Below are 23,907 nucleotides of genomic sequence, written 5' to 3'. Positions count from 1 at the left end.
AGGTCTCGAGCGGTTCCTGTCCACCGACCTGCCTCGGGGAACCCGCCTCGCTCGCGCTCAACTCGAAGCGGCCCGCGCCGACGGATGATTCCGAGCGGCAAACGGGTGCGAAGTCCGCGGCGCGACGGCGGCACGGGACCTTTGCACCACATACCCGGACGGACGCCTTCGGCTGGGGGTCCACGGGCCTGACGATTGGTGTGGCCTGGACATCTTCGGCATCGTCGCTGATCGCGTCAGCAACGACGGTGGTCAGCAGGCGAGCCGACCAATCTCGCCCAGCAGGAGTGGGTACGCGTGCGTCCACGGGATGCGCTCCTGTTCCAGCAGTATTCCGGAAGAATGTGTGTCCGCATACTCGACCAGCAGCGAGTACAGGTCCTGCTCCTCGTCCTCGAGATTCGGCAGAGTTCGGCGTTGCGGGCCGGCGCCGTCACCGCTGAGGTCGGCGAACATATCGAGGGTTTCGCGGTTCATCATGACCGTCCTAACGGAGATGCCGTAACCGCGGAGGTCGCTGACAAACTGCAGGCCGGCCGCATCGATGTCACCCCAGTACAGGACCCGGGTGGCTGCCCGTACCCAGTCGATACGGGCGTAATGCAGGACGCTGAAGCCCTCGCCGTGCAGTACCACGGTATCGGGCAGGTCGTCGATCAGTGCGTAGCCGGTCTCCTTGTTCTCGAGCAGAACGACGATGCGGGGCCGGTTCGGCCAGAGATTGAGGTCGTCGATGCCGGCGGCGAAGTGCCGCATGCCGGCGAACTGGGCACGCAGCTCCGGGTCGAGTACGGCCACCTGGACGAGGTCGGGCGGGATGCGTAAGCCGAGTCGGCGGTGCAGCCGCAGCCTGCGCTGACCGTCGCCGTCGTCCTGGACCGGCTCGGTGTCGTCGTCGCCGAGCATGGACAGGACGAGGTGGGCATGACGCATGAGCCACTTGGTGTTGATGCCCTTGATCGGTAATTGGCGTAGCAGTAGGCCGGAGGTCGGGTTGGCGCCCAGCCACGCAACGGCATCGACCAAACGGTCGAAGTCTTGCGGGTCGAGCTCGGTGATGCGCCGGATCAACCCGTCGAAACGCGCGGATGGAAACCGGCTCTGCAAGGTGATCAACCGCTGCCCGCAGCGGCGCCATGTGTCGGCTGACTCGGCGCAGGCCGCCGCAGCGTCGACCGGACCATCGAGGACCAGGGCATGCGGCATGGAATGCAGGCCGGTAGGAAACTTCATGTTCTGGTGGTGGATGGTGCCCGGCCCGCGGTACTGGTGCCACAACTGCGCCCACTCGTGGCAGGCGACCGGATCGTCGGATCGTTGCGTGATCGTGGGCGGCTGCAGTGACACGCGCATCGGCCAGGTGCCGTCGCCGCGGGCCCAGCGGGGATAGTCCTTGTCGAATCGGTGTCGCAGCAGGGCGATGATCTCGTCAGGCTGCCGCACGGACCGCCCCTTCGAGTTCGGTGTCGCGGCGGGCGGCGAGGTCACCGAAGGTGGCGTACGCGGCGTTGGAGTGGGCGCCGTCGGGCATGATGCGCTTTTCGACCAGGACGGCCTGGCCGATGAAGGGTTCGACGATGCCGGACATGCGGATCGGCGCCGCGATGATCATTTGGAAGCCGAACTCCTCGAACACGGCGAGGGCCTGCGCGGCGTAGGTTTCGTCGGATTTGCTGAACGCCTCGTCTAGCATGAGCGGCGCGAACCGTGGCCGGCCGTCGGAGTTGTCGTCGGCGAGGTTATAGCTCAGCCCGGCGGCGAGGCAGAACGCGACCAGTTTTTCCTGTTCACCGCCGGAGTTGGAGGCGGTGTTGTGGTAGGTGAAGATAGTGACGCCGTCGGTGTTCTCTTCGCGTCCGTAGAACGTGTAGCTGGTGCGTACGTCCAGGACGTTGGTGCGCCAGCGGCGTGCTTCGCTGCTGGTGGCGGTGAACCGGGTCATCAGCTCGCGCACGCGCCGGAACTGTGCGATTGAGGCAGCCGGGTCGCGGCGTGCGGCGGGGGCGTGACAGAGCAGGTCGTCGACGGCTTTGCGGAAGTCCTTGACCTCAGCCGGCGGGTTGGCTTTGTAGGCGATCTGCAGGTGGGTGCCGGGGTTAAACTCGGCGCGGCGCAGTCCGGCGTTGACCATGTCGATGCGGCGCCGGATTTCGTCGGTGGCTTTCTCGATAGCGCGTTGCAGCAGACCGATCGAGGGCACCATGTCCTCGCTGATCATCTGCTGGAACTTGGTCATGGCGTCCGGGAGGCGGCGTTCGGCGATCTCCTCGTAGAGGGCGGCGAATGATCCGCCGGACTGTTCGGCGTCGCCGCTGGTGTCCGGCGCGCTGTCCGACCATCGTTCAAGGAACCGGTCGATCGCGTTCTTAACCTTGGACAGGGCCAGCTTGCGCTCCTGGAGCGCGGTTTGTTGGCGGTGACTCAATTCCGAGCGCAGAGCGCTGCGCAGGTTGCTGATCGTGTCGACGGTTGCCGTGACGTCCAAGTTCGCTCTGACCTCGTCGAGGTAGGCCTGATCGTCGGGGTCGTCGATGAGGTGGGGTTTGCGGCCCTCGGCCTCGTAGATGTCGACCAGCTTGGTCTGGGTCTTGCCGTGATCTTCGATGGCAGTCCGGGTACGGGAGCAGATGTCGGTGGCGGCCTTGTATTCGCGTTCCGCGTCGTCACGCTGACGGTCGAGTCGTTGCAGGTCAACGTTGTCGGCTTTCAGCGTGGCGATGCGTTCCTCCAGCTCGCGGACTGTCCGCGCCGCTGAGGCGTGATCCACTTGGCTCCACATCGTGTAGGCGGCGAGCTGGGTCGCCGCCTCGATCATCGCGTCGAGTTGCCGGTACTGCTGCTCAAGCTGCCGCGCATGACTGTTGGCCTGCTTGGCGTCCTGCTGGAGCTGGCCGATCTCCACCTCAAGGGCGGCGCGTTTGGCGGCGGTGTTCGCCCCGAGGATGTACGCCGACGGGCTGGTGACCTCGAGACGATCGTCCTTGCGGTAGTGGTTGCCGGGCAGCTTGACCGTGCCGCGGACCGTCACGGCACGCCGGTGGGCTTCCAGGTCGCTCGCCGTCTCGACGCACACGTGATCGAACTGCCGCACGAGTTGCGCGGACAACCATGCGCTGCTGGGGTGTTCACGGTCGACGGTGAGCTTGCCGGCGAGGGTCTGGGGTCCTGGCGGTGGCTGGTGTGACGATACGGCGGTCACGGTGCTGTGTTCGACGATGGCGCGCATGTTGTGCTCGTCGATGTACCGGCCGACGATGTCCTTGTGGGCTTCCGGAATCAGTAGTCGCAGTCCGAAGTTGCGCAGCACCTTTTCGGCGGCGGGCCGCCACCGTTCCTGCCCGTCGGCGATGTCGATCAGCTCGGCTGCATAGGCCAGGTCCGCGACCGGTACGCCGGTGCCGGCGGCGGCCTCCTCCCGTACGCGAAGGGGGTTCGGAGGGATGAGGGTACGGGCCGACTGCAGGGCGAGCAGTTCTTTCTGTTTCGCCTCGAGCGACTCCGTGGTCTTCACCGCGAGACCGAGGGCACGCGTGCGGACAGGCTCGTCACGTTGCAACTCGTCGTCGGCGGCGTGCTTGATGCCGTCGAGCTGGCCGCGGAGCGTGGTGAACGAGTCGTCGTCGTGGGGGCAGGGGCGTTGCAGGCGGGTTACGTATTCGCTGTAGATGCGGTACGCGTCGCGCCGGTGTGCCGCTTTGACGCCGGCCAGCTGCAGCTGCGATTGCAAACTCTGCAAGGCGGTGCTGCTCTGCCGGTATTGATCATCAAGGGACCGAAACGCCTCGTACCTGCGGCCCTGTTCGCCTTCCTGCTCCGAGAGCTGCTGGTCGAGGCCAGCAATGACCTGGTCGAGACGCTCGAGCTCCGCGTCGAGCAAATGCAGATGCACGCCCCGCAGATAGTGATCGGCGGGGGTGCCCAGCAGGTGGCCGGCGCGTTCGCTGATGGTCCCGGACTCGTGAAACAGCGTCCAGTTCGCGGGTACCTCGCGCAGGATCTGCGCCTGCGCGTGAGCCCGGCTCGCGGTCTCGTATGCCTCGTTCAGCGGGGTGAAGGCGTCCACCACCCGTTGCGCGGCGGCGAACGTGTCCGGCTCATCCAGCATGTTCTCGCGGATGAACAGATTCAAATCGCCCACGTTCTTCATTGCTTTGGCCTTGCCGAGCAGGGCCAGACCGGTCTGCGACCCACCGAGGCCGACGCGCTGCGCCAGCGCGTTCATGTACGAGGTCTGGCTGGGCGGGTAATGCGCCGGGTATGCGTCCTTGAGCCACTTCGTGTTGAACTCCCGGTCCGCCCACTCGCATAGCACGCCGATGTCGAAGTGCCCGTCGTGCAGTTGGTACATCGGCTTGAGAGCGGAGCCGTCGTTCTCCACCCCTGAGAACCAGCGCACCACCACGGCGGTCGTCACGGCGCCGAGCCCGTTGTCATAGGTGGCGGCGACCGCCGACCAGGTCGGTTTCCCGCCGCGCAGGTACTGCACCTGCGACATGTCGTTCTCGTCGCTGGTCTGCGACCACGCGCCGCGAACGTAGTCGGCCACGCTGCGGGTGCTCTGCTTGGCGCCGCGGGCGGTCAGGTCGGCTGAGGCGTTGAACCGCTGATCGTGGGTCGGCAGCAGTGCGATCGAGTGGGCGTCCATCAGCGACGACTTGCCCGAGCCCGACGGACCGGTGAGCAGCACACCACGCTCGTCGATCGGTAGGTCCTTGTAGCCGCAGAACGTGCCCCAGTTGACGACTTGCAGCCGGATGAGCCGGAACTGCCCCAGGAACACCGTCCGGGAACTCGCGGTGTTACGCATCAGCGGCCTCGCTGTCCTCCGCACCGGCCGGCGCCTCCCCGCGGGCGATCGCGGTGTAGCGCTCATGCAGGGCATGCACCTGCTGCGCGTTAAGGATCGAGGTGATCACACCGTAGATGAGGTAGCGGCTGGTTCCCTTGATCGGTTTGATGATGGCCGCCTCGTCGAGAGCGTTGATCGCGGTCCGGACCTTCTTGACGAAGCCGGCCTCGTCGGTGTCGTCGGTGCGTTTGTAGGCCAGCATGTGATCGATCATGTCCGCGGTCTCAACCACAGGCTCATCCGGCGCGAGCACATACTGCTGATAGAGATAGAGGGCCAGCGCGCTCGCCGCGAGACTCAGCGTGCGCGAGCGCAAAATCGTCCGGCTTCGAGGGCTTGGATCCTCCGCCTGCCGGGTGAAGGCGTACCGGTATTCCCGGTTGACCTCCAAGATCAGGCCCAGCTCGGACAGCCTGCTGCGCAGTTGGCCTTCGTACTGCAGCACCACGGGCCAGTGGTGCTTGTTGCGGTCGCTCAGGTGCGGGGCGGCGACCAGTTCCTGCAGCGCCCAGCACGCCTCTGCAGGCAGCTCGCTGGTGTCGCCGTCGAATCGGGTCGGCCGTTCACCGCTGTCCACGTGCACGCCCACCGCCTCGCCAGGCGCGTCATCGAATACCGCTGCGGCGTCCAACGGAGGTGGACTGGCAGGTTCCGGTTCGGGGAACAGCCCGGCGCCGAAGACCTCGTCGAAGCGGGGCTGTGAACGATCAGGCATCGCCGATCCCTTCCCCCAGCGCTGGCTGGGCAGACAACACACGCCGGCGTGACAGGTGCGGCGACAGATCAGGAATCGGCTCGCCGAACACCAGGTACGGGACGTTGAGCTCGCGCAGACCGAGGCCGGTGTGCGCCAGCACCAACTCACGGGCGTCAGGGTCCACATCGCCGAACCGCGTGGCCAGCGACCACAGGCCGATGATGTCGCCGGTCCGCGGCTGAGGCAGGAATTGTAGAACCTCATGCAGGGTGGCGACCCCGCTGTGCGCGTCCATCGCCGCGTGCGCCGCCGCGCGTAACGCCGCCCAATCGATCGCCTCACGGCCGGCCAGCGCCGTGGGGTCGATGTCGAACTCGTCGCTGGAATCGACAACCGGGTCCGCCAGCAGCGGTGTACCAGGATGGAGCCGTAGCCGGCCCACCGACCGGGCGTTGACGCCACTCATCGGGACCACGAAGCCGATGTCACGGCCGCCATGGGTCCGCTGAAATGCCTCCGCCGCAGCGGCCTGGGCCTCGCTGACCTTGGTGCGCATGCTGCGGTAATGGGCGGCGTCTCCGCCTCGGACGAAGTTGCTGATCCGGCGAAACGCCACCGCCCGGACGCCTTCGACCTCCTGCACCCGCCGCCACATCGCCTCGATGAAACCGGTGAGCGCGTCGCGCAGATGAGCGGGCAGGCCCGTGACCCGTTCGGTGATCTCGGTGATGTCGGACTCGAGCTGCGAGCGTTGCGACGGTGTGGCGATGACGGTGGCGAAGGCCCGAAACGCCAGACCGTCCGGCGACTCGGCGATCACGTCATGGCCGTCGAACATCTGCTGCAACGTCCCGGCGAACTCGGCGGGATCATCGGTGAGACTCTGCCGCAACAGCGTCGCGGTGTTGGCGTGCATGCGCTCGCCGTACCGGCCGATGTCCGCCGGGATGCGGTCGATCAGCTGCGCGACCGCGGCGACCTTGTCCACCAGCTCGCGTTGATTGACCACCAGGACCTCGCCGCGGTCCAGCGCGTCGAGCTGCTCCCGCAGCGCCGCAATCTGCTCTTTCAACGCACGTCGGCGAACCACCGGATCCGGGTTGGCCTCGGTCGCGATCTGGCGTATGTCACCCATGACCATGGCCAGCGCGGACTCTGTGGCCACGGAGCTGTGCCGGTGAAGGGCCCGCATCTGCCGCACGGCCTGGCTGGCGCCCGACGTCAGCTGGTACCGCTCGATGCGGGAGGCCGGGTCGATGCTGCGATGCACCCAGCCACGCTTGGTCCACTTTGTCAGCAGGTATTCCGCTTCCAGGGTCGGTACCTCGGCGTCATCAGGGTCCCGAGAGGGTGTGACGCTGCGCAGCAGCGCCGGAAGATCCGCATTCATGTCCGCCGCGAGCGACTGCCCGTCGACGATCTGGCCCTCGCCGAGATGCGCAGCCATCAGCGCGAGATGAAGCAGCGCGTCCGATGACCGCAGCAACGACATGGTCACATCAGCGGTCGCGTTGCTGCGGAACTCATGAAGCAGCTGCTCGGCGCTCTGGCTCGCCAGTGCTTCCACCCCCTCGAACAGGCGCCGCGAGCAGGACACGACGGCCATCGACAGCTGTAGCGGTCACTTCACGCACTGTAGGGCAGGGGTACGACATTACGATGCCCACCGATAGGACGATCCGGTCCGGCGAATCCACGGTCGAGTCCCACGTGCGTGCACGCGCTGAACACGCGGGGCGACGGAACCGACGGCTCTTCCTTTCGCTCGGCGACTGCCCATCCGCTGTTCACCGCCAGGTGGCGCCCCGCCGGTGTGCGCCTCGACTGCTGCCTTATTTCGTGGACCGACCAGGCGCCTGACGGGCACCCTTGACCGAGGACTTCCGTCAACGACGACCAAGAACTGGAGCGTCTGGGTGCGCTCCACCTAGCGGCAGCGCATGCTTGCCTCAACCACTGGCGTACGGCACCCGCGTTCGTGGTCGACTCAGACTCCGTGAGGAAATTCAACGCCACCTATCCAGTTGTTGCGCATACGATGGCGCAGGTCGTGGCAGCCCTGAGCCTGTACGAGCAGAATCTGGCTTACGCCGCTCGCGCGAACATCCGTGTGGCGCTCGAGCACGCCCTGGCCGCCCAATGGGTGGTTCATACCTACGAGGGCGAAGATGCCCTGATCGGGTCAATGAGCCGGCTGCACCGCAACGTCGTCCGGAGCATGCGCGATGGCGGCGTCGTCATTCCGCAGAAGCTGCAGGCGGATCTCAATCATCCCGTCGGTGAGCCGCAACTCAAGATAGAAGCGGTCGCCGACCGGTTCGACGGCGGAACCAAGAGCATTTACGGCTTGTACCGCCAGCTCACCGGAGCGGTGCACGTGAGTCTGGCGACGCTGGCAACATACATCGAGTGGCGGGGCGAAGATCAACCACCGGCCCTACGGCTTGCCCCGGAGCTCGACCCTGACCCCGACCAGCTACTCGCGCTGGGGTGGAGTTCAATGCTGGCGCTGAATGCCATCGAAGGGCTCCGAAGCGGACAGCCGTACGTGGCAAAATCCGCGATCTCGCGTCCGCTCACGAGCTGGTGCCCGACCTGGGACCGTTCGACGCTCAGCCGGATCTGCAACACCCGCCGTCGTCACCGGTCAGCGGTTCGTAATCCAAGCCGGCGACACGCCTCCGATGTCGCGTCACCATGGGCTGCCGAAGTCCGCAATCGTTTTGCGCTTCGGCGTAACGCAGTCATCAGCTCGCTGAAGTGCTGGAAATCCGTGCTGATCGACCACCTGCGCAGTGGAAGTTTCGACGCTGGCATAGTGACTGAACTCCGCCTCGCTCTCGTCATTCAGGTGACGTTCTCGCCGCAGCGCGTGGGCAGCAGCATGCCGGCGTTTGCTGGCATGCGGCTGCCCACGCTCACGCGGGATGCAACCAGCCTTGTTCTTGGGCGCGGATGATCGCCTCTATTCGGCTTCAGGCACCAAGCTGTCGATACAGGCTCTGCAAGAGGCGGAACATTGCCCGCTCGGAGTAGCCGGCCCGCCGGGCCAGTTCGGCGACCGTCATGCCGGCGGCGAGGTGGTGCAGCCACGCCATCTGGTCGGTCGTGATCACGGGATCGGCGTCCCGTCCCGCGAGAACGAGCGCCACTGCGGTGGGTAGGACTGACTGCCCGTCGATCGTCGCCTCAACGGTTCGCAGGAGGGCTTTTGCCGTTACCTGCCGCGGCAGTACCGACTGTGCCCCTGCCCGCACTGCGCGTGCACCAGGTCCGGCCGACTCATCGCCGCTAAGCACTACGATGACGCGCCGCCTCGGTGCGTCCTCCCGTAGTTGGTTGAGCAAGTCCCAGTCCGCCGCTGTCGCCAGCGTAAGCAGCACCAAGCCTGGCCGTCCCTGCCGCGCCCAGCCGAGCGGATCCGCGGGCGTCTCCACCTGGTATCCGGCCGTAGACAGCACGGCGACGACACCATGCCGATACATCGGCAGGGGATCGATCACCGCGAGATCCATGGCGACGAGAGTAGGGAGCATGGCGCGGTACTGGCGGAGGCGCGGCATGATGTCGCCGGATTCATGTCGTGGTCCTGCTCGGCTCTGCAGCTCTAGCGTCGGAGCATGGTCCTCGACAATGACCTCGGACTCGGTTCGTTCGTCCCGATCACCGAAGAAGACCGCGAGGTAGTCCGGCAGGCATTAATGCTCCGCATTCGGGTAGCGCCAGCGGAGCGAGACGCCATCGTGGCCGTCGCTCGGCGCCGTACGGAGTGGGACCGTCTAGTCGCCGAGGAACGCGATCGGCGGGTTTTCGACGAGGTCGCGATCCTGCGGTATCCCTTGTCTGCGCCCTCGTTGCTGGACGTCCGCGTGGTCATGGCCGCGCTTAGGGCCGGTGCACTGGGAAACTCTGCTTGAAGTAGAGGCGTTCCGCTCCACAGCCCGGGCCCGCATGATGAGACCATGGCACGGCAGGTTAGATCTCGATCACTTTGGGTGGCCATCGGCTCGCTCGCCTTCGGCGCGGTCCTGCTATTCGGTGACGTGCCGCGGTTGTGGGTCCTGCTCAGCGACGATCAAGACAACTGGCTGCTGCGAACAATCGACCGCAGTGACAAGTTCGCCAGCGTCTTTTCTTTGCTGGTCGGAATCGCCGCCCTGCGGGTGGCACTGGCCCAGCTCCACCAAGACGGCCGGATGACCGGCACCTCCTCCAGGGTCGCAGAGCAGACCCGGCAGGTCATCGGGCATTTCGTGGACCGTCGACGCCACCGCCTTCGCCTCCGCTGGGCGCTGGCCAACCCGCGGTCGCGCCTGATTGTGGTGCACGGTCCCGCCGGCGTCGGCAAGACCGAACTTGTCCAACGGGTGCTGGCCGACACGAAAATCGACCGTCGGTGGTATCTCGCAACCCCTGCCTTCTCTCCAACCGTGGATACCTTGGTACACGCCCTGAGCGGGGACGGGGCGGCCGATGTCCTGGACCCACCGCTGGACAACTCGCCGCTCGGGCAACTGGAGGCCGCTCTGCGAGGCAGGCCGAAGAAGCGGCTGGTCATCGTGTTGGACTCGGCCGAGCACCTGCTCGATGACGAGCATACTGTGATCGACCTTGCCCTCGACGAGGCCCTGAATTTAATCGCCACCGGCCCCCGGCATGGCGTCAAGATCCTGCTGATCTCCGAGGTAGAACTGAAGGAGGCGTACGGCCGGACGTGGTCCGGCTCAGTTTGCCGGATCGCGGTAGATGGCCTCCCGCTCGACTATTTCCGAAAGGTCGTAGAACGGAGCGCGGGCGGCAGCGAAAAACTGCTGTCCTCACTCGACGACAGCAGGCTCGACGAGGTTCGCAACGATCTCGGCGGCCGACCACGGCTCGCCCAGCTATTCGATGCGGTCCTCGAGTCAGATAAAAACACCACACCGCACGCCCTGGCTGGCGAGGTACATAGCTGGGCGGCCCGGACTGGTGTGGATGGAGTCGGCGACCGCTTGCGGGATCGGATGACCGCAGCGTTTCGATCAGACCGGCGGCAGGTGTTCCGGGCCGTCGCCGCGTTCGCCACCCCGGTCGATGCAATGGCGGTCGCAGCCCTAGTCAATGAACTCCGCCCGCAGGACGACCACCTGGATTCGGAGACAGTCCGCGACATGCTGATCGATCTGAGCCGCCACGCGATCCACACCGATCGCGAGCAGCGGCTCTTCTTCCTGGCACCAGCTGAGGCGCACCGGATGCTGCGCTGGCAAAAGAAGACCGACAAACAGAGCATCGAGGCCGACCGGCGGCTGCTGATCAGCGCCGGCTGGCTTCTTCGGACACGACGACAGTCCGACCGCCACGGAGACTGGGCCGACCCGCAGTCGTACCTAGCAGAGGTCGATACGTGGCTGCGCGCAGAACGCGCGGACTCCGCCCTTCGTTCGATCGAGGAGATAGACGCCGAAGTCGCACAAAGCGGTCCCAGCATGCTGTTCCGACAACAACGGCGGCTGATCGCGGAGCGGATTGAGGCAACCGACCGGCCAGCCAACTACAATGCGCTCGGGTACTTACACCACGCCAGCGGTCACTTCGAGCCGGCTGCGGACTTCTACCGCAAGGCGCTCGAATTGACCGGCAACGACAAACCAGCCTGGCGAGCCAAAATTCTCGTCAATCTCGCTGGTCTAGAGTGGGCCCAAGGGTACGTGGAGCACGCGTCCACTGACTTCAAGAAGGCCAGCAAGCTGGCACCGGACGACCCAACAGTATCCGCCGGAACCCTCGCCGGAATGGCCCGGTGCCGACGACGCGACGGCCAATTTACACTCGCGCGGGAATACCTGACCCAGGCGTTAGACGCAGCCGGGCCGCATCCTGACCGCCGGGTGCCGATCGAGCTCCGCCTGACGCGGCTGCACGTCGAGACCGAGCGTTTCCGGGAGGCTGAAACGCTACTCGAAGGCGTCCGCGACCAGATCGATCAAGCTGGACCGCTCGCGGCGGCCTACCTGGACGTGCAGGCGGACCTGTCGCTAGCTCGCGGCGACCACGGCGAGGCGATGCGGCACGCACGCAATGCGGTGGCGCTGGCCCTTCCCGTGCACGACCCCGTGACGGCCCTCCAGGCCCGCTCGACGCTCAGTGTTATCTGGATGCACGAAGGCCGCTTCGACCGCGCCGCTCGAGAGGCCACTATGGCGCGGCGGTACAGCGGCACGGACGCACTGATCGTCCTGGCCCTCCAAGGTGTCGCCCTCCGTCGTGGTCAAGGGCCGGCTGCGGCCCGGAAGGTGTTCGGCGAACTCGTCGACCAGGCGAGCCTCCGCACCATACTCAACGACCGGGACTTCGCTGCTTGGACCCTGGCAGGAATCGCACGATGCGCCCAGGCGCTGGACACACCAAACAGATCGCTAAAGCCAGCGCTAGACGACTTCGACCGCGCCCGCCATCGGCACGCCGAACCGGCGCCAACCCTTACCCGGCTGATGATCTTTTTGCTCAACACAATGGCTGAAGACCTGGAACGCGCGCACCTGATGCCAGCGATTGCCGACCTTCAGGAATCGCTTGCCGGCCAGCCGTCCGCCGGGTGACCAGGAACTCACGAACCCGGCCGGTGGTTGTAACGCCCAGTGATATGGCCGCCTCCGACCTCAGCGCCGCGGCTCCCGCGAATCAGCGGGAGTTCAAGGCGCTGGCGGCGGCGAGCGCGGCGGCCTCGTGGGCGACGTGCTCACTGCCCGGAGTCCCGCCCACACCCTTACGGCAGGCACGACGCCACCGATTTGCGGCGGCATCTTCACCACACTCAGTCAGACGCGACCAAAGTCGGATGAAATTCGACGCCATTACGCCATTACGCCATTACGCCATGCGACAGCACGCCCGAGCAGTAATCCCGTCTTCTCCCGATAGCTATCCTGAAGACTTCGTCGTAGCGGCAAAGCCGGATGGCAGCCGTTGGTGACGCAATTCAAAACGGCGGTGAAGTGAAATTGTTCGAGCTTACCTGCTCGACTCGGCCTGTCGGCTAACGAAATGTCGCCTGCCTGCCTCCGAGAAGCGCCCGCCCCTTCGAACGTGTCGCATCATGTGCGTGGCTTGTCCGCGGTCCGACCGTGCGAGTGAAGAGAATGGTTGAGGATTGCTAACAGGAGGCTGCTGGTGGCACGATGACGGCAAAGCTGCAGTTCAGGAGCTTGCGTGTGGTGAGTGGAAGGCTGTCGCGCTAGACACCTTTACTCGGCCGAGTATACCTTCCGGTGACCTGGTAAAACGTTCGTTAGCACGTCGCTGGGCCCTCTGAATGCTGGGGGTCAAGGGGTCGCAGGTTCAAATCTTGTCAGCCCGACAGTGTGATGTCTCAAGACATCGGAAACGCCCGGACCTACGAAGTTGTAGGTCTGGGCGTTTTGTTTGTGCGGGTGGGGCCGGGTGGCCGGCCGGTGGGCTGGTAGTCGCGGTCGGGGTCGATGGTGAGCTCGCGCAGGAATTCGCCGGTGGCGGCGTCGAGGACGCGGACGTCGAGGTCCTGGACGAGTAGCAGGACGTAGGTTCCGGCGTAGGTTTTACCGATGCCGATGTGGCGCAGCCGGCCGGCGACGCGCAGCGTGACGGTGCCGGCTTTGCTGATCTTGTCTTTGCGGACCCGGTCGTGGCTGGTGCTGGTGTGGGGGCCGGGGGTGGCTTTCGGTCGGGCGTGATAGGCGGCGGCCGGGGTGGCGCGGTGCGTGAGAGATCGGTGCGGTCGGTGGACTCTTCTATGTCTGTCAAGTGGCTTGTGGGGAAGTGTCGGGCTCGGTGTGGAGTCTTTCGAGGGTTCGATAGAGCTGGCGGGCGAGGTAGCGCTTGAGGCAGCGTCGGATTTCTTTGGTGGTTCGTCCTTGCGCTTGGCGTCGTTCGACGTAGGCCCGGGTGTCGGGGTCATGAGTCATGCGGGTGATGACGGCCATGTGCAGGGCCCGGTTGAGTCGTCGATCGCCGCCGCGGTTGAGCCGGTGGCGGGTGGTGTTTCCTGACGAGGCGGGGATGGGATTGACTCCGGCCAGGGCGGCGAATGCGGCCTCGGAACGCAGGCGACCGGCATGTGACCAAGCGGCGTAGACAACCGCAACGGTGATCGGGCCGATGCCGGTCTTGTCGAGCAGTTCAGCGGCCTTGCTGTCGCGAACGAGTGTGAGCATCTGCGTCTGGTTGGCCGAGAGTTCCTCGTTGAGGTCGACCACCCGTTTGGCCAGCCGGACCGCTTCGGCGCGAGCCGTGTGCGTGGCAAGGTCCTTGGCCCTTGCGCGCCACTGGGCGGCCTCGCTGATGTGTTTGGCGGTTAGCGGCTTGCGGGCGTCGATGCCCAGGGCGGCTGCGCGCAGCAGTGCGGTGAGCGCGTTGACGGTGGCGGTGCGTTCGCTTGTCATGTGCTCGCGGGCGGTGACGAGGGTCCGCAGCGCTGCGCGGGTGCCGTCGTCGCGTCGGGGACGGCGCAGCTGTTCGAGTTGCAGGGGCAGCACGGCGGTGGCGATCCTGCGGGCGTCCAGCGGATCTGACTTGCCGGTGCCGCGGTGGGCTCGGGCGTCCATCCGGGCTGCCTCGACGACTTCGTAGCCTGCGCGTTTCGCCGCTGCGGCCAGGTGAGCGCCGTAGGTGCCGATGCCTTCGATCACCCATAAGGTGTCGGGGTCTCCGCCGGTGCGGCGCGCTGCGCAGGTGACGGCCCGTTTCATGCCGGCCTGCGTGGCAGGGAACTGCTCGGTGGCGATCAGTTCGCCGGTGGCCGCGACCACAACGGCGAGGGTGTGAGAACGGGCGTGAGTGTCCACACCGATGACGAACGGGTAGGCATGCGCGACGATAGTCATGGTGGGGTGCTTCCTTCCAGAGGCGGGGGAAGATCTGGCCGCCGATGCGGCCGGCGCCGGCCTGGATGGAAGTCACTTCGGGACAGCACTGTGACGAGCCACGATCCGCTGTGCGGCGGGGACGGGCAGTCTTCTGATCAAGTCACCGAGGTGGAGCCGGGTCAGCGTCGGCCGCCCGCTCCGAAGTTGGACAAGACCACCGGAACGCACCCGTTAGGGGCGAATGATTGTAAGAGTCACAACCCGAAGCGACGCGGCCGACATCAACCCTGCCAGCCAGTCCCAGACCGGCCACCCCAAGACTCACAATGGTTGTACTCGTCGGTGAACGTGTCGATCAGGGCTTGCCGTTGGCTGATCGTGGCCGGCTGGTGGGGTTGGGCGCGCAGCCATTTTGTCATCGTTTGCTGGATGCGTTCGACTTTGCCGTAGGTGGTCGGGTGATTCGGGCGGGAGTTCTTCTGTTTGATGCCCTGTTGGCGTAGTTCGGCTTCCCGTGCTGTTCTGCCGCCGGGGCCGCCGGAGAACCGCACGGTGTAGACCATGCCGTTGTCCGTCAGGGTTGAGGCGGGATATCCGTGCAGGTGGGCGGCATGTTGGAAGGTGGCGTGCACGATGGCTGCGGTGATCCGGGCGTGGGCGCTGAGGTGCAGGGCGTAGCGGGAGTGGTCGTCGAGCCAGGTGATGATGTCGGTGTCGGGGCCGGGGCGGCCGTCGGGGCGGGGGAGCCGGTGGTGGGTGACGTCGTCGGTGTCGGGGCCGGGGCGGCCGTCGGGGCGGGGGAGCCGGTGGTGGGTGACGTCGGACTGCCAGGTCTCGTTGGGCTGTTCGGCTTGGAAGCGGATGTAGGAGCTTTTCGGCCGCTTCGATGGCTCGGGGGTGACCTGCCCGGCGCGGACGAGGATCCGGTTGATGGTGGCCCGTGACAGCACGGTGTCGTGGTGGTGCTGCAGGTGCCAGCCGATGGTGTCCGCGCCGGTGTTCAGGCCCGCCTCGCTGAGCTGTTTACGCAGGGCGAGGACCCGTTCGACCGTGGCGGCTGCGGTGGCGCCGGGCCGGGTGTTCGGGGCGCGGGAGCGAGGCTCGAACGCGGCCTCACCCTCGGCGGCGTAGCGAGACTATGAGCCGGCTGATCCAGCCCTGGGAGACGCCGTAGGTGCGGGCGGTTTCGGCCTGCGATGCGCCGGCCAGGACAGCGGTGATGACGAGTCGACGGGTGGACACGCCGCCCTCTGCAACCAGCCGGCCGGGCAGCTACGGCGCCATGCCGATGACCCGAGACATACCCATTCCGATGACGCGACACCCTATTCCGATGTGCTGAGCCAGGACACAGTCAGCCCGATAAAATGTGGTCGGTGACCTGCAGAAATACGGGTTACCGCGTGGTTGGGTAGGCGACTACCTCTCGAAAACCCCACGACGAGGAGACCGACGACAGGTTCGTCGAGCGGTGCGAGCACATCATCTGCATCCAGCATGAGGGATGGATGGCCAAGCTGGTCAGCGACGACAAGCCCGGTTGGCGGACCAGCCCGCCCGGAGGCCGTCTGCCCGCGGCGCGTCCGGTGCTCGCGCCAGTCCTTCCCGGACGGGATGATGCTCTGTTGAAGGCTTGAAGCCGGTCGAGCGACCTGGCGAGCCGCGCCTCCGCCGTCACCGCCCGGCGGGCGAAAAGGTTCCCCTCGCGGGCTTGCATCGATGGTCTGGAGTTGCCAGGTCCACCGGTCTTCCGGGATGGAGCGGGCTCACTATGCTCGGTCATCGACTTCGATGGGCGATGACGGGAGGCCGCATGTTCGACCGGATCAGCTGGGACGACGCTGATCAGACCATCGACGATTGGCAAGCGGGCTTCGAACGTCGTGCGGCGCAGGCCCGGGAGCTTGCCACCCGGATGGAAGGCATGACTGCCTCGGCGCGCAGCCGGGACGGACTCGTCGAGGTGACGGTCGGCCAGTCGGGCGAGGTTACCGGTCTATGGCTTGACGATGGCATTTGACAGCAGTCGGCGGCGCGGACGGCGCGGGAGATTCTTGCCACCGTTGCGGCGGCCAGGGCGGCGCTGGGTGGGAAGGTGCAGGAGGCCGTCGCCGGCACGATCGGGGCGGAGTCGGAGGCGGGCAAGGCCGTCCTGAAGGGCTACGAGGCGGACGGCCCAGCATGAACGATCAGTTCTCCGTGTTCACGCAGGACCTGACCGCGCAATCGCGGACGGCGTCAAAGAGGCCGGCGACGCTGGTCATTCCGTACGGGCCGGTGCTGATGCGTACGGCAAGATCTGCAGCTTCCTTTCGCCCTTGCTGGGTGTTTTGCAGGACACGCTCATTCAGGGGATCGCGGACAGCGCTGACGACTTGCGTGACACCGCGCAGAAGCTGCGCACGACTGCCGAGCAATACGATTCCCTCGACCTGAACGCGGCCGATGCCGTCGCCCGCGGTGGGCGGTTGCGATGACCAACCCGCTGGTGGCGGCTCCGTCCAGCGCGGGACCCGGAGCAGCTGCCGGTATCGCTCCGGTAGAGGACATTCAGCAGATCTACCAGGCCGTGCAGAGCGGGTCGTGGGTCGATGGCGCGCTCGGCGTCGCCGGTGGTGCGTTGGACGCGCTGGCGTTCGTCTCCGACCCGGTCGGCGCGCTGCTGCAGTATGGCGTCGCGTGGATCATCGAGCACGTCAAACCACTCTCCGAGGCGCTGGACTGGCTGGCCGGCGATCCGAGCCAGATCACGGCTCAGGCGCAGACCTGGCGGAACATCGCTAACCGCCTGGCCGGTGAGGCCGACACGTTGTCGCAGTCGGCCCGCTGGGACACGGCCGGATGGGAGGGCGTTGCCGGCGAGGCGTACCGGGCGCACGCCACGCGACGGGCCACGGATCTCCAAGCGCTCAGCCAGGCGTCCGAGACGATGGCGCTGATCACCGAAGGCGCCGGCATGCTCGTCGGCACGGTACGAATCATGGTGCGCGACGCGATCACCACGGTGGTGTCGCGACTGATTTCGTACGCCATCGAGGAACTCGCCACCCTCGGCCACGTCCAGCCGGAGCCGGGTGTCCACGACGTAGTAGTGCATGGCGAGCCTAACGGCACCTTCCGGCCCGGTGTGGTTGGCGAGGACGGCGGCAAGTACCCGCACAACTACACGAACCCGGAGCAGATCACGCAGGCCGTACGTGACAACCCCACCTACGTTCCTGGGCAGCCGGTGCGCCTCATCTCCTGCCACACCGGCCGGGTCGATGCCGATCCGGACGTCCCGGGCCTGGTACCGGCCGGCCAGCAGGTAGCCGACTCTCTTGGCGCACCTGAAGTAGCCCCGACGCAGGCGGTTGGGGTACCCACACGCGGTGATGGTAAGTACGTTCCAAGAATCGCTAACCGACCCGATCTCCCCGAAGGTAAATGGGTTACCTTCTGGCCCCGGAATACAGGGAGCTGACCGTGCGCACCGCTGGAATGTTCGTCGAACTCGGCCAGACCCGTCACCCGGAACCGCCGCAGAGCATCGCCGACCACATCGGGCCGGAGCCGCTCGAGGATGCCGACCTGGTGACGCAGTACCTCGACAACGGCTACGTGCTCATCGACATGATGGATATCCAGCGTGACGTGCTCGATCCCGAGCAGGAGATCCTCAGCGGATCGTCGATCCTGACGGACGGCGGTTGGCTCTGGCGTCAAGATTTGTCGTATTACGTACGTCGGCACCACGTCGCTCTGCCGCCGGATCTCCTTGCCACTATCAGAAGGCGGCACTACGCGATGCCGTCCGTCGAGGAGGACCGGCTGATCGCCCTTACCGACTACGCCGAGGATCTGGCGTTCTGATGTCGCCCGTTCGAACGGAGTGACGATATGACATGTGACGTACTTGATCAGCCGTTCGGTACAACTATGTGCTCGCTGCTTCGCGGTTGGCCGAGTATCTGGGCGAGCGGATGCCGGAGGTAGGCGGCGCTTGCGATCCGAGCCTGGTGGGACAGCAGGCAGGTGACGGCGTTTCAAGCGGCGGTGATCGAGGAGTGCTCGGCGGGGGGCCGGGTTGAACAAGTACGAGGCGTTGCAGCAGGTTTTCGCTGGCTTGTCATCGAGGGTGAAGTTGAGCGGTCGCCGATGGATCAGGTGCCCCGGCCGGCAGCGGTGCACAAGCTTGTTGAGGTCCTCAGCGATGAGGAGACGCGACGCATTCTCGAGGTCTGTGAGGGGCGCGGCTTCGTGCGGCTGCGCGATCAGGCGCTGGTCCGGATGTTCTATAACACCGGGGGTCGTCTGGCTGAGATCGGCGATCTCCTGGTGCCTGACGTCGATCTGGATACCGACTCGGTCGTCCTGACGGGTAAGGGCGGCAAACAACGCCAGGTGCGGTTCGGGGCCAAGACTGCAGGTGCTCTGCGCCGGTATGTGCGTGCCCGCGGCCGACGCCCGGGCTTGATTGGCATCGACCAGTTGTGGATCGCCGTGGAGGGCGCCCGGCCGCTGAGGCCGAACGGCATCAAGATCTGGCTCCGGGAACTGGGGGACAGAGCGGGGGTCGAGCATGTCCACGCACAGCGCTGGCGGCACAGCTTCGCCCATGACTGGAAGCTGGCCGGCGGTGACACTGGCGACCCGATGCTGCTGATGGGGTGGTCCTCGGAAGAGATGCCGCGCCGTTATGGTGCAAGCGCGGCCGCGGAACGAGCCCAGCAAGTCCACGCGCGACTCGGCATCGGGGAACGCGTCTAACAGGTCCGGCCGCCGGCTGGGGGTCTACGCGTCCAGCGCTGAACGTTTCGTACTGCCTCTCGATGCTGGGCGTCCTGGCGGGTCTGCATGCCCATCCGCGCCAGCAGCGCGTTCAGGAAGCCCCGGGACGGGCACACGTTCACGCTCGACCTCGAACCGAGTGACAAGCGCACCGATCTGTCCGTACGGGCGGCCGGCAAGCGCCCCCACCTCCTCTTAGAGTGTTCCGCCAAGCCGGCGCTGGGCGCACACGGCCGATGAGCCTGGCCAGGATGGGCTGGCTCCGGCCGGCGCCCCGGCCGCGACGATAACCATTACAGTCGCATTCGTGAGCGCAGATCAGGGTCTTGTCCGCATGTCCGATTCATTCGGCGTACGCCGTACCCGAGCCGGTTCGATCCTCGCGGATGATGGGACAAACTATCAGGTCAAGTGGGATGACACCGGTGAGGAAGAGCTTGTTCCACGGGGCGCCGGCGTTCACGTCGCGACGAGGGGTTCGCTGCGTTTCCTGGCTCTGTCCGACTCCCGGCTGTTCCACGCCGTCTTCGCCCAAGAGCCCCTCGCAGTGGTTCTCCACCTGTTGGCCGAGTCGTCGGTTCCGCTGAAGGTGCGAGAGATCCGGGAGCGTCTGGTCGAGCTCGGCCTCCGGAACGAGACCTGGGCCCGGCACGGGCCCCGCGCGCTGGCGGTTCTGCCCAAGTGGCCAAATGTCGTCCGACGGCAGAAGGGCGACACTCTGGCCTACGCCTGGGTGGGGGACGACCTTCCCGAACTCCCGTCAGAGGCCGAGCCTGACCCGGAGCCGGCACCTACGCCCGCGCCTGTGTCGAAGCCCGCTTCTTCTCCCGGCAAGCCGATCGCGGCTGCGACAACGACCGAACCGGCGGTGCCGTCCGCCGAGCGCCTTCGGCGCCAGATGAGCGCCGCGCGGAGCCTCGGCGAGGTCGCTCGCCTGCTCACGCTCCCGAGAGAGTTCGTGGCTGAGTTGTCACCGGAGGTGGTCGCCTCCGCGCTCCGCCGGGTCGCCGCTGAGGATCGGCTGGTTGCGGGCTGGCTCGACGCCCTGACCGCCTCCGGGCCGATCGGTGCGCTGACCGAGGAACTGGCGACGGCCCGGGCGGCGAACGCCGCACTCCAAAGCCGGGTCGATGAGCTGGAGGAGTGGTGGACAGCCCTTGAGCAGAGCACCGATCCGGGCGCCGCAGCCCGTCAGCCGGGTAGCTGAGGAGCTTCTGATGCGCCGGCTCGGAAGCGCGCAGGTAGGGCGATCCGCACAGCCTTGTATCTTCCCTCGTTAGAACACACCGATTTCTGTGCCCCCGCTGGCGCGATACGGAAGTTGCCGGAGACCTGTGCGATGCCAGCGCCGCTAGGGCGCCCATGGCGCTGGCTGCCAGAAGGATGCCGTACCACGCCGGTCCAGCATGCCGGCACTGTGTGTTGGCCTGGTTCCGCTTACCGCGCCAGGGCCGCGAAAGTGTCGGCCACCCAGCCGGCCTGGTCGCTCGCCTCAGCCACCTCCTGGTCGTCGGCGATGCGCCGGCTGGCCCCGAGCCCGGCCGCTTTTGCGCCCCGGCTGCCGTTCCGGAAGGTGATCGAACCGCGTTCCGGAACGGCCTGGCTCTTCTCGTGGCCAAGTGCTCGGCTATTTCTTCCTTCAGCGCGGTCTCGAGGACATGCTTGTTGAAGAAGTTCAACAGCCCGTTCGGGCCGGTCAGCTTCAGCCCGCGGGTCTTGGTCTGGCCGGCCATCGCCGCGGCGGCCTGCCCAGGCGACCGCCGCGGCCGTCACCCTCGATCTTCTTCCGTGGACTCGCAGCGTTCGATGTTCTTACTCACGGTGCCCGTCCCGCCGGATCTCAGCCCGGTGTGCCGGGACGAGAACAGCGTTCGTGCGCAGACCCTGGCGTTGCGGGTGCGTTGCCTGACGCCGTTGTTGAAGGGTTACGGCTGGGTGTCGTCGCCGCCGAAGTCGGGCGGCAATTCGTCGGAGAGCAGGTCTTCTGCGCGACCTTCGAGCATTTTCGCTGTTTCGGTGGAACGAGGCAGCATGGTGGCTTCGTAGGCGTGCACGGCCTCTTCGACGGTGGCGCAGCCAGCGAGGGCAAGGGCGAGCTCACTGGCATCGAGTATCGCGAGGTTGACGCCGACGCCAAGCGGCGGCATCAGGTGGGCTGCGTCGCCGAGCAGCGTCACGGTGGGATCATGGTCCCAGGTGTGCGGGACGGGCAGCGCGAAGATCGGGCGGTCGACGTAAAGGCCGTCGTTGTCGGCAATCATTTGTCGCATGCCAGGTGACCAGGCTCCGTACTCCCTGAGCAGGTGTTCCCGGATGCCTGCCGTGTCGTCCGGACGCAGTCCCGCAGCGGTGATCCAGTCGACGGGGACCTTGCGGATGATGTAGACGCGGATGTGGCCGCCGCTGTTGCGCTGAGCCCAAAGTCCGCGCTGGCCGTCGGCGCTGGCGGCGCTACCCTGCCCTACCAGAGCGGACAGGTCGGTGTGCTGGTTTTCCACGTCGTGGAACCAGGCCTCGGTAAAACTGACGCCGGTGTATTGCGGAACGGCCGGTGAGATTGTCTGGCGCACGCGGGAGAACGCGCCGTCGGCGCCGACGACCAGATCGGTTTCAGTGGTGGTGCCATCCGCGAAGTGCAAGGTGCGCGGCCCGTCTGCGGGTCCGCTGACGGTCGTCAAGGCGCGGCCCCACTGGACGGTGCCCGGAAGCAGGGAGTCGAGCAGGAGGTCGCGTAGCTGGCCGCGGTCGATCTCCGGTTTGAACAAGTCGCCCTCGTCCGGAATCAGGTGTGCGCGCATCTCGCCAGCGGTGTCCAGGAAGCGTGTTTCTTGGCCCTCTGGGCGTGACAGCCGGAAGAAGTCTTCGAGCAGGCCGGCCTCGCGCAGCGCGATCTGCCCGTTGTCGGCGTGCAGGTCGAGGGCGCCGCCCTGATCGCGGGCGGCGCGGTCGGGATCGCGGTCGAAAACTGTGACGGCGATGCCGTGCCGCTGCAAGATCCGCGCGCAGGTGAGCCCGCCGGGCCCGGCGCCAATGATGCTGATTCTGGCTGCGGTGGGTGCGGGTGAGGTCATGGTCGTGTCCTTCGTGTCGTTGCGATGGTCATGTGGAGAGCGCAGCAAACAGTTCGACGATGGTCGAATTGCTCTGGACCGCGCCGCGCAGCGGGACTTCCTTGATGAACAAGGCGGCTATCGGAGCGGCCACGCAGGCAGCGAGGGCGGCGAGGAACATGAGCCTGAGCCCGGTCGCGACGCCATCAAGATAGGTGGCAGTGCGGGTCGCGAGCACGATCCCGGCAACACCCAGCCACGTCCACCGGAGCGTATCCGCTGCTCAAGGCGCACCTCCTCAACATAGCGAGGAACGGCTTCCCGTCCTGCCCCCTCAGCAAAGCAGAACCCTTAAAAAAGTGCAATCGTTCAACTTAGTGTTCGATGACACCGCTGCTCGCTATAGTCAAGTCATGACACAGGCACCCGTGGGCCGCCGGGAGCGCAAGAAGGCCGCGACCCGGCAGGCCATCGCGGACGCGGCGCTGCGCCTCTTTCTGGAGCACGGCTACGACCAGGTGAGCCTCCGTGACATCGCCGATGCAGCCGACGTATCCATCACAACCCTGTTCAAGCACTTCACCGGCAAGGAAGCGCTCGTCTTCGATCAGGACCAGGCCAACGAGGCGCACCTGATCACCGCGGTGCGGCAACGTAACGAGGGCGAGGGCATCGTCGAGGCGCTGCGCCGCCATGTCCTTGAGTCCTACGGAACCGTGGTAGCACATCCTCAAGTCGCAGAATTCAACGAGTTGGTCAAGTCAACGCCGGTGCTACGCGCCTACGCCGAGCGTATGTGGACCCGGCACACCGACACCCTGAGCGCGGTCATCGCCGACGAGATCGGCGCCGACCGCAACGACCTGGCCTGCCGGGCGCTGGCCCGATTCGTTCTCGAGATCCCTGCCCTCATCCAGGACACGGCAGACCACCCGGCCGCGATCGAAACAATCTTCAACATCCTCAAGTACGGTTGGACACCACCCAACGCGCCGCAGTCCGAGCGCTGAGGCTTACTGTCGGGTGAGCGCCAGCCTCCGCCGCCATGCTGGTCTGCTGCCCGCAGGTCGAAGCCGGGGGTCGCAGCATTGGCGCTGTAACTAAGATCCACATCTGCGACCGGGCAGTCTTCCGGGGGCTGGTCTTTGGTCTGCCGCCCTTCTCCACGCTCGCGCACCAGGCGGCCCTTGCGACTATGTCGAGCTTGGCTTGTGGTCTTGATCCCGGCGGCTGGTGTTGCCGGCCGCGATCCACTCACTCCACCGACGGTGGCTACACGCCGCGGCGCAGATCAGGCCCTGGTGTGGGGTGCCGCCTGTTGATACGCCGACATGAGTCGTACATCCGTCGATTGTGGAGCCCGTTCTCGATATTTCGGACGGCGTGCTCGACCATCGGGGCGCAGCAGCGGGTTCGCGTCGGTGGATAGGGAGGTGATGTCCAGAACCCCTTCCGGGCGCCCGGTAAGCGGGTTACGGATCGGATGACCCGGAGCAACTGAACTCCTGCATTTCGTCGACGGAGGGTTCGACCGGGCCGGCGTGCGCGGCGCGGTAGGCCTGCAGACCCGCTTCCACCCGGCGATCCGGCACGTCGCCGGCCTGCCCGCCGATGGCTTCATCGGCGGGGCCCGACGGGGGGGACGGTCCATGGACACGGGCCGCACGCGGTGAGAACCGACCGTCCTCACCCCCCCGGGGGGGGAGGCGGCCGAGGACA

General features: G+C 66.2%; 19 protein-coding genes and 1 pseudogene. 10 read left to right on the top strand and 10 right to left on the bottom strand.

What is annotated here, in order from left to right; genetic code table 11:
* Window positions 1-252: 252 nt before the first annotated feature.
* From TFC3_RS33015 to TFC3_RS33000, 4 genes are read right to left on the bottom strand one after another with little or no spacing between them, the layout of a single operon-like run.
* Window positions 253-1,443: a Wadjet anti-phage system protein JetD domain-containing protein gene (locus TFC3_RS33015; RefSeq protein WP_067510024.1), complete on the bottom strand. Its 1,191-nt coding sequence runs from the start codon at window positions 1,441-1,443 to the stop codon at window positions 253-255.
* Window positions 1,430-4,807: an ATP-binding protein gene (locus TFC3_RS33010; protein WP_067510022.1), complete on the bottom strand. Its 3,378-nt coding sequence runs from the start codon at window positions 4,805-4,807 to the stop codon at window positions 1,430-1,432. Before TFC3_RS33010 ends, TFC3_RS33015 begins: the two co-directional genes overlap by 14 nt.
* The gene (locus TFC3_RS33005) at window positions 4,800-5,564 is read right to left on the bottom strand and encodes a DUF4194 domain-containing protein (protein WP_067510020.1); all 765 of its coding nucleotides are present in this window, start codon (window positions 5,562-5,564) and stop codon (window positions 4,800-4,802) included. The genes TFC3_RS33010 and TFC3_RS33005 overlap by 8 nt, the downstream gene beginning before the upstream one ends.
* On the bottom strand, window positions 5,557-7,152 hold the full coding sequence (locus TFC3_RS33000) for a DUF3375 family protein (RefSeq protein ID WP_067510017.1): 1,596 nt from the start codon (window positions 7,150-7,152) through the stop codon (window positions 5,557-5,559). Before TFC3_RS33000 ends, TFC3_RS33005 begins: the two co-directional genes overlap by 8 nt.
* A gap of 390 nt (window positions 7,153-7,542) precedes the next feature.
* Here TFC3_RS33000 and TFC3_RS32995 point away from each other — a divergent pair, with 390 nt between their 5' ends.
* Window positions 7,543-8,505 carry a hypothetical protein gene (locus TFC3_RS32995; protein ID WP_153040614.1) on the top strand — a complete coding sequence of 321 codons (963 nt, stop codon included), beginning with the start codon at window positions 7,543-7,545 and terminating at the stop codon, window positions 8,503-8,505.
* 16 nt (window positions 8,506-8,521) lie between these two features.
* On the opposite strand, the gene TFC3_RS32990 is transcribed toward TFC3_RS32995, so the two are convergent.
* The gene (locus TFC3_RS32990; RefSeq protein ID WP_201787303.1) at window positions 8,522-9,061 is read right to left on the bottom strand and encodes a response regulator transcription factor; all 540 of its coding nucleotides are present in this window, start codon (window positions 9,059-9,061) and stop codon (window positions 8,522-8,524) included.
* 105 nt (window positions 9,062-9,166) lie between these two features.
* Here TFC3_RS32990 and TFC3_RS32985 point away from each other — a divergent pair, with 105 nt between their 5' ends.
* Window positions 9,167-9,463, top strand: coding sequence for a hypothetical protein (locus TFC3_RS32985; RefSeq protein ID WP_067510013.1), 297 nt, complete (start codon window positions 9,167-9,169; stop codon window positions 9,461-9,463).
* Window positions 9,464-9,508: 45 nt separating this feature from the next.
* On the top strand, window positions 9,509-12,127 hold the full coding sequence (locus TFC3_RS32980; RefSeq protein ID WP_082772711.1) for an AAA family ATPase: 2,619 nt from the start codon (window positions 9,509-9,511) through the stop codon (window positions 12,125-12,127).
* 1,176 nt (window positions 12,128-13,303) lie between these two features.
* Here the strand turns inward: TFC3_RS32980 and TFC3_RS32975 are convergent.
* The 3 genes from TFC3_RS32975 to TFC3_RS40120 form a co-directional block, all read right to left on the bottom strand.
* Window positions 13,304-14,386: an IS110 family transposase gene (locus TFC3_RS32975; RefSeq protein WP_067510009.1), complete on the bottom strand. Its 1,083-nt coding sequence runs from the start codon at window positions 14,384-14,386 to the stop codon at window positions 13,304-13,306.
* Between the two features lie 263 nt (window positions 14,387-14,649).
* On the bottom strand, window positions 14,650-15,318 hold the full coding sequence (locus tag TFC3_RS32970) for a DDE-type integrase/transposase/recombinase (RefSeq protein WP_067510007.1): 669 nt from the start codon (window positions 15,316-15,318) through the stop codon (window positions 14,650-14,652).
* Window positions 15,319-15,481: 163 nt separating this feature from the next.
* Window positions 15,482-15,610: a hypothetical protein gene (locus tag TFC3_RS40120; protein ID WP_255363819.1), complete on the bottom strand. Its 129-nt coding sequence runs from the start codon at window positions 15,608-15,610 to the stop codon at window positions 15,482-15,484.
* 571 nt (window positions 15,611-16,181) lie between these two features.
* On the opposite strand from TFC3_RS40120, the gene TFC3_RS32965 reads away from it, so the two are divergent.
* From TFC3_RS32965 to TFC3_RS32945, 6 genes and pseudogenes are all read left to right on the top strand, one after another.
* Window positions 16,182-16,388, top strand: a complete 207-nt coding sequence (locus TFC3_RS32965; protein WP_067510005.1) for a YbaB/EbfC family nucleoid-associated protein — start codon at window positions 16,182-16,184, stop codon at window positions 16,386-16,388.
* A 181-nt stretch (window positions 16,389-16,569) separates the two neighbouring features.
* Window positions 16,570-16,845: pseudogene (locus TFC3_RS36560) on the top strand (type VII secretion target); the annotation flags it as partial.
* A complete protein-coding gene (locus TFC3_RS32960) occupies window positions 16,842-17,831 on the top strand; it encodes a WXG100 family type VII secretion target (protein ID WP_067510003.1) in 990 nt (329 codons plus the stop codon). The pseudogene TFC3_RS36560 and the gene TFC3_RS32960, both read left to right, overlap by 4 nt.
* 2 nt (window positions 17,832-17,833) lie before the next feature.
* Window positions 17,834-18,220, top strand: a complete 387-nt coding sequence (locus TFC3_RS32955) for a hypothetical protein (RefSeq protein ID WP_067510001.1) — start codon at window positions 17,834-17,836, stop codon at window positions 18,218-18,220.
* A 162-nt stretch (window positions 18,221-18,382) separates the two neighbouring features.
* The gene (locus TFC3_RS32950; RefSeq protein WP_201787302.1) at window positions 18,383-19,117 is read left to right on the top strand and encodes a tyrosine-type recombinase/integrase; all 735 of its coding nucleotides are present in this window, start codon (window positions 18,383-18,385) and stop codon (window positions 19,115-19,117) included.
* Window positions 19,118-19,472: 355 nt separating this feature from the next.
* Window positions 19,473-20,345, top strand: a complete 873-nt coding sequence (locus tag TFC3_RS32945; RefSeq protein WP_067509999.1) for a hypothetical protein — start codon at window positions 19,473-19,475, stop codon at window positions 20,343-20,345.
* Between the two features lie 718 nt (window positions 20,346-21,063).
* Here TFC3_RS32945 and TFC3_RS32940 read toward each other — a convergent pair.
* Entirely contained in the window at window positions 21,064-22,209 is a 1,146-nt protein-coding gene (locus tag TFC3_RS32940; protein WP_067509995.1) for an NAD(P)/FAD-dependent oxidoreductase, read from the bottom strand.
* A 28-nt stretch (window positions 22,210-22,237) separates the two neighbouring features.
* Window positions 22,238-22,426, bottom strand: coding sequence for a hypothetical protein (locus tag TFC3_RS32935; protein ID WP_067509994.1), 189 nt, complete (start codon window positions 22,424-22,426; stop codon window positions 22,238-22,240).
* Between the two features lie 175 nt (window positions 22,427-22,601).
* On the opposite strand from TFC3_RS32935, the gene TFC3_RS32930 reads away from it, so the two are divergent.
* Complete coding sequence (locus TFC3_RS32930) at window positions 22,602-23,198, top strand: TetR/AcrR family transcriptional regulator (RefSeq protein WP_067509992.1); 597 nt, start codon at window positions 22,602-22,604, stop codon at window positions 23,196-23,198.
* Window positions 23,199-23,907 lie beyond the last annotated feature (709 nt).

This window comes from Actinoplanes sp. TFC3, assembly GCF_001553785.1.
Classification (GTDB): domain Bacteria; phylum Actinomycetota; class Actinomycetes; order Mycobacteriales; family Micromonosporaceae; genus Actinoplanes.
Note: the sequence above shows the minus strand (reverse complement) of the source record. Positions and strands in the feature narration are given on the sequence as shown.

What these genes read in the sequence shown, in the direction of transcription:
- TFC3_RS33010 (WP_067510022.1), bottom strand. Translation starts at nt 4,807, where the DNA reads ATGCGTAACACCGCGAGTTCCCGGACGGTGTTCCTGGGGCAGTTCCGG.
- TFC3_RS33005 (WP_067510020.1), bottom strand. Translation starts at nt 5,564, where the DNA reads ATGCCTGATCGTTCACAGCCCCGCTTCGACGAGGTCTTCGGCGCCGGG.
- TFC3_RS33000 (WP_067510017.1), bottom strand. Translation starts at nt 7,152, where the DNA reads ATGGCCGTCGTGTCCTGCTCGCGGCGCCTGTTCGAGGGGGTGGAAGCA.
- TFC3_RS32990 (WP_201787303.1), bottom strand. Translation starts at nt 9,061, where the DNA reads ATGGATCTCGCGGTGATCGATCCCCTGCCGATGTATCGGCATGGTGTC.
- TFC3_RS32985 (WP_067510013.1), top strand. Translation starts at nt 9,167, where the DNA reads ATGGTCCTCGACAATGACCTCGGACTCGGTTCGTTCGTCCCGATCACC.
- TFC3_RS32980 (WP_082772711.1), top strand. Translation starts at nt 9,509, where the DNA reads ATGGCACGGCAGGTTAGATCTCGATCACTTTGGGTGGCCATCGGCTCG.
- TFC3_RS32975 (WP_067510009.1), bottom strand. Translation starts at nt 14,386, where the DNA reads ATGACTATCGTCGCGCATGCCTACCCGTTCGTCATCGGTGTGGACACT.
- TFC3_RS32965 (WP_067510005.1), top strand. Translation starts at nt 16,182, where the DNA reads ATGTTCGACCGGATCAGCTGGGACGACGCTGATCAGACCATCGACGAT.
- TFC3_RS32960 (WP_067510003.1), top strand. Translation starts at nt 16,842, where the DNA reads ATGACCAACCCGCTGGTGGCGGCTCCGTCCAGCGCGGGACCCGGAGCA.
- TFC3_RS32945 (WP_067509999.1), top strand. Translation starts at nt 19,473, where the DNA reads ATGTCCGATTCATTCGGCGTACGCCGTACCCGAGCCGGTTCGATCCTC.
- TFC3_RS32940 (WP_067509995.1), bottom strand. Translation starts at nt 22,209, where the DNA reads ATGACCTCACCCGCACCCACCGCAGCCAGAATCAGCATCATTGGCGCC.
- TFC3_RS32930 (WP_067509992.1), top strand. Translation starts at nt 22,602, where the DNA reads ATGACACAGGCACCCGTGGGCCGCCGGGAGCGCAAGAAGGCCGCGACC.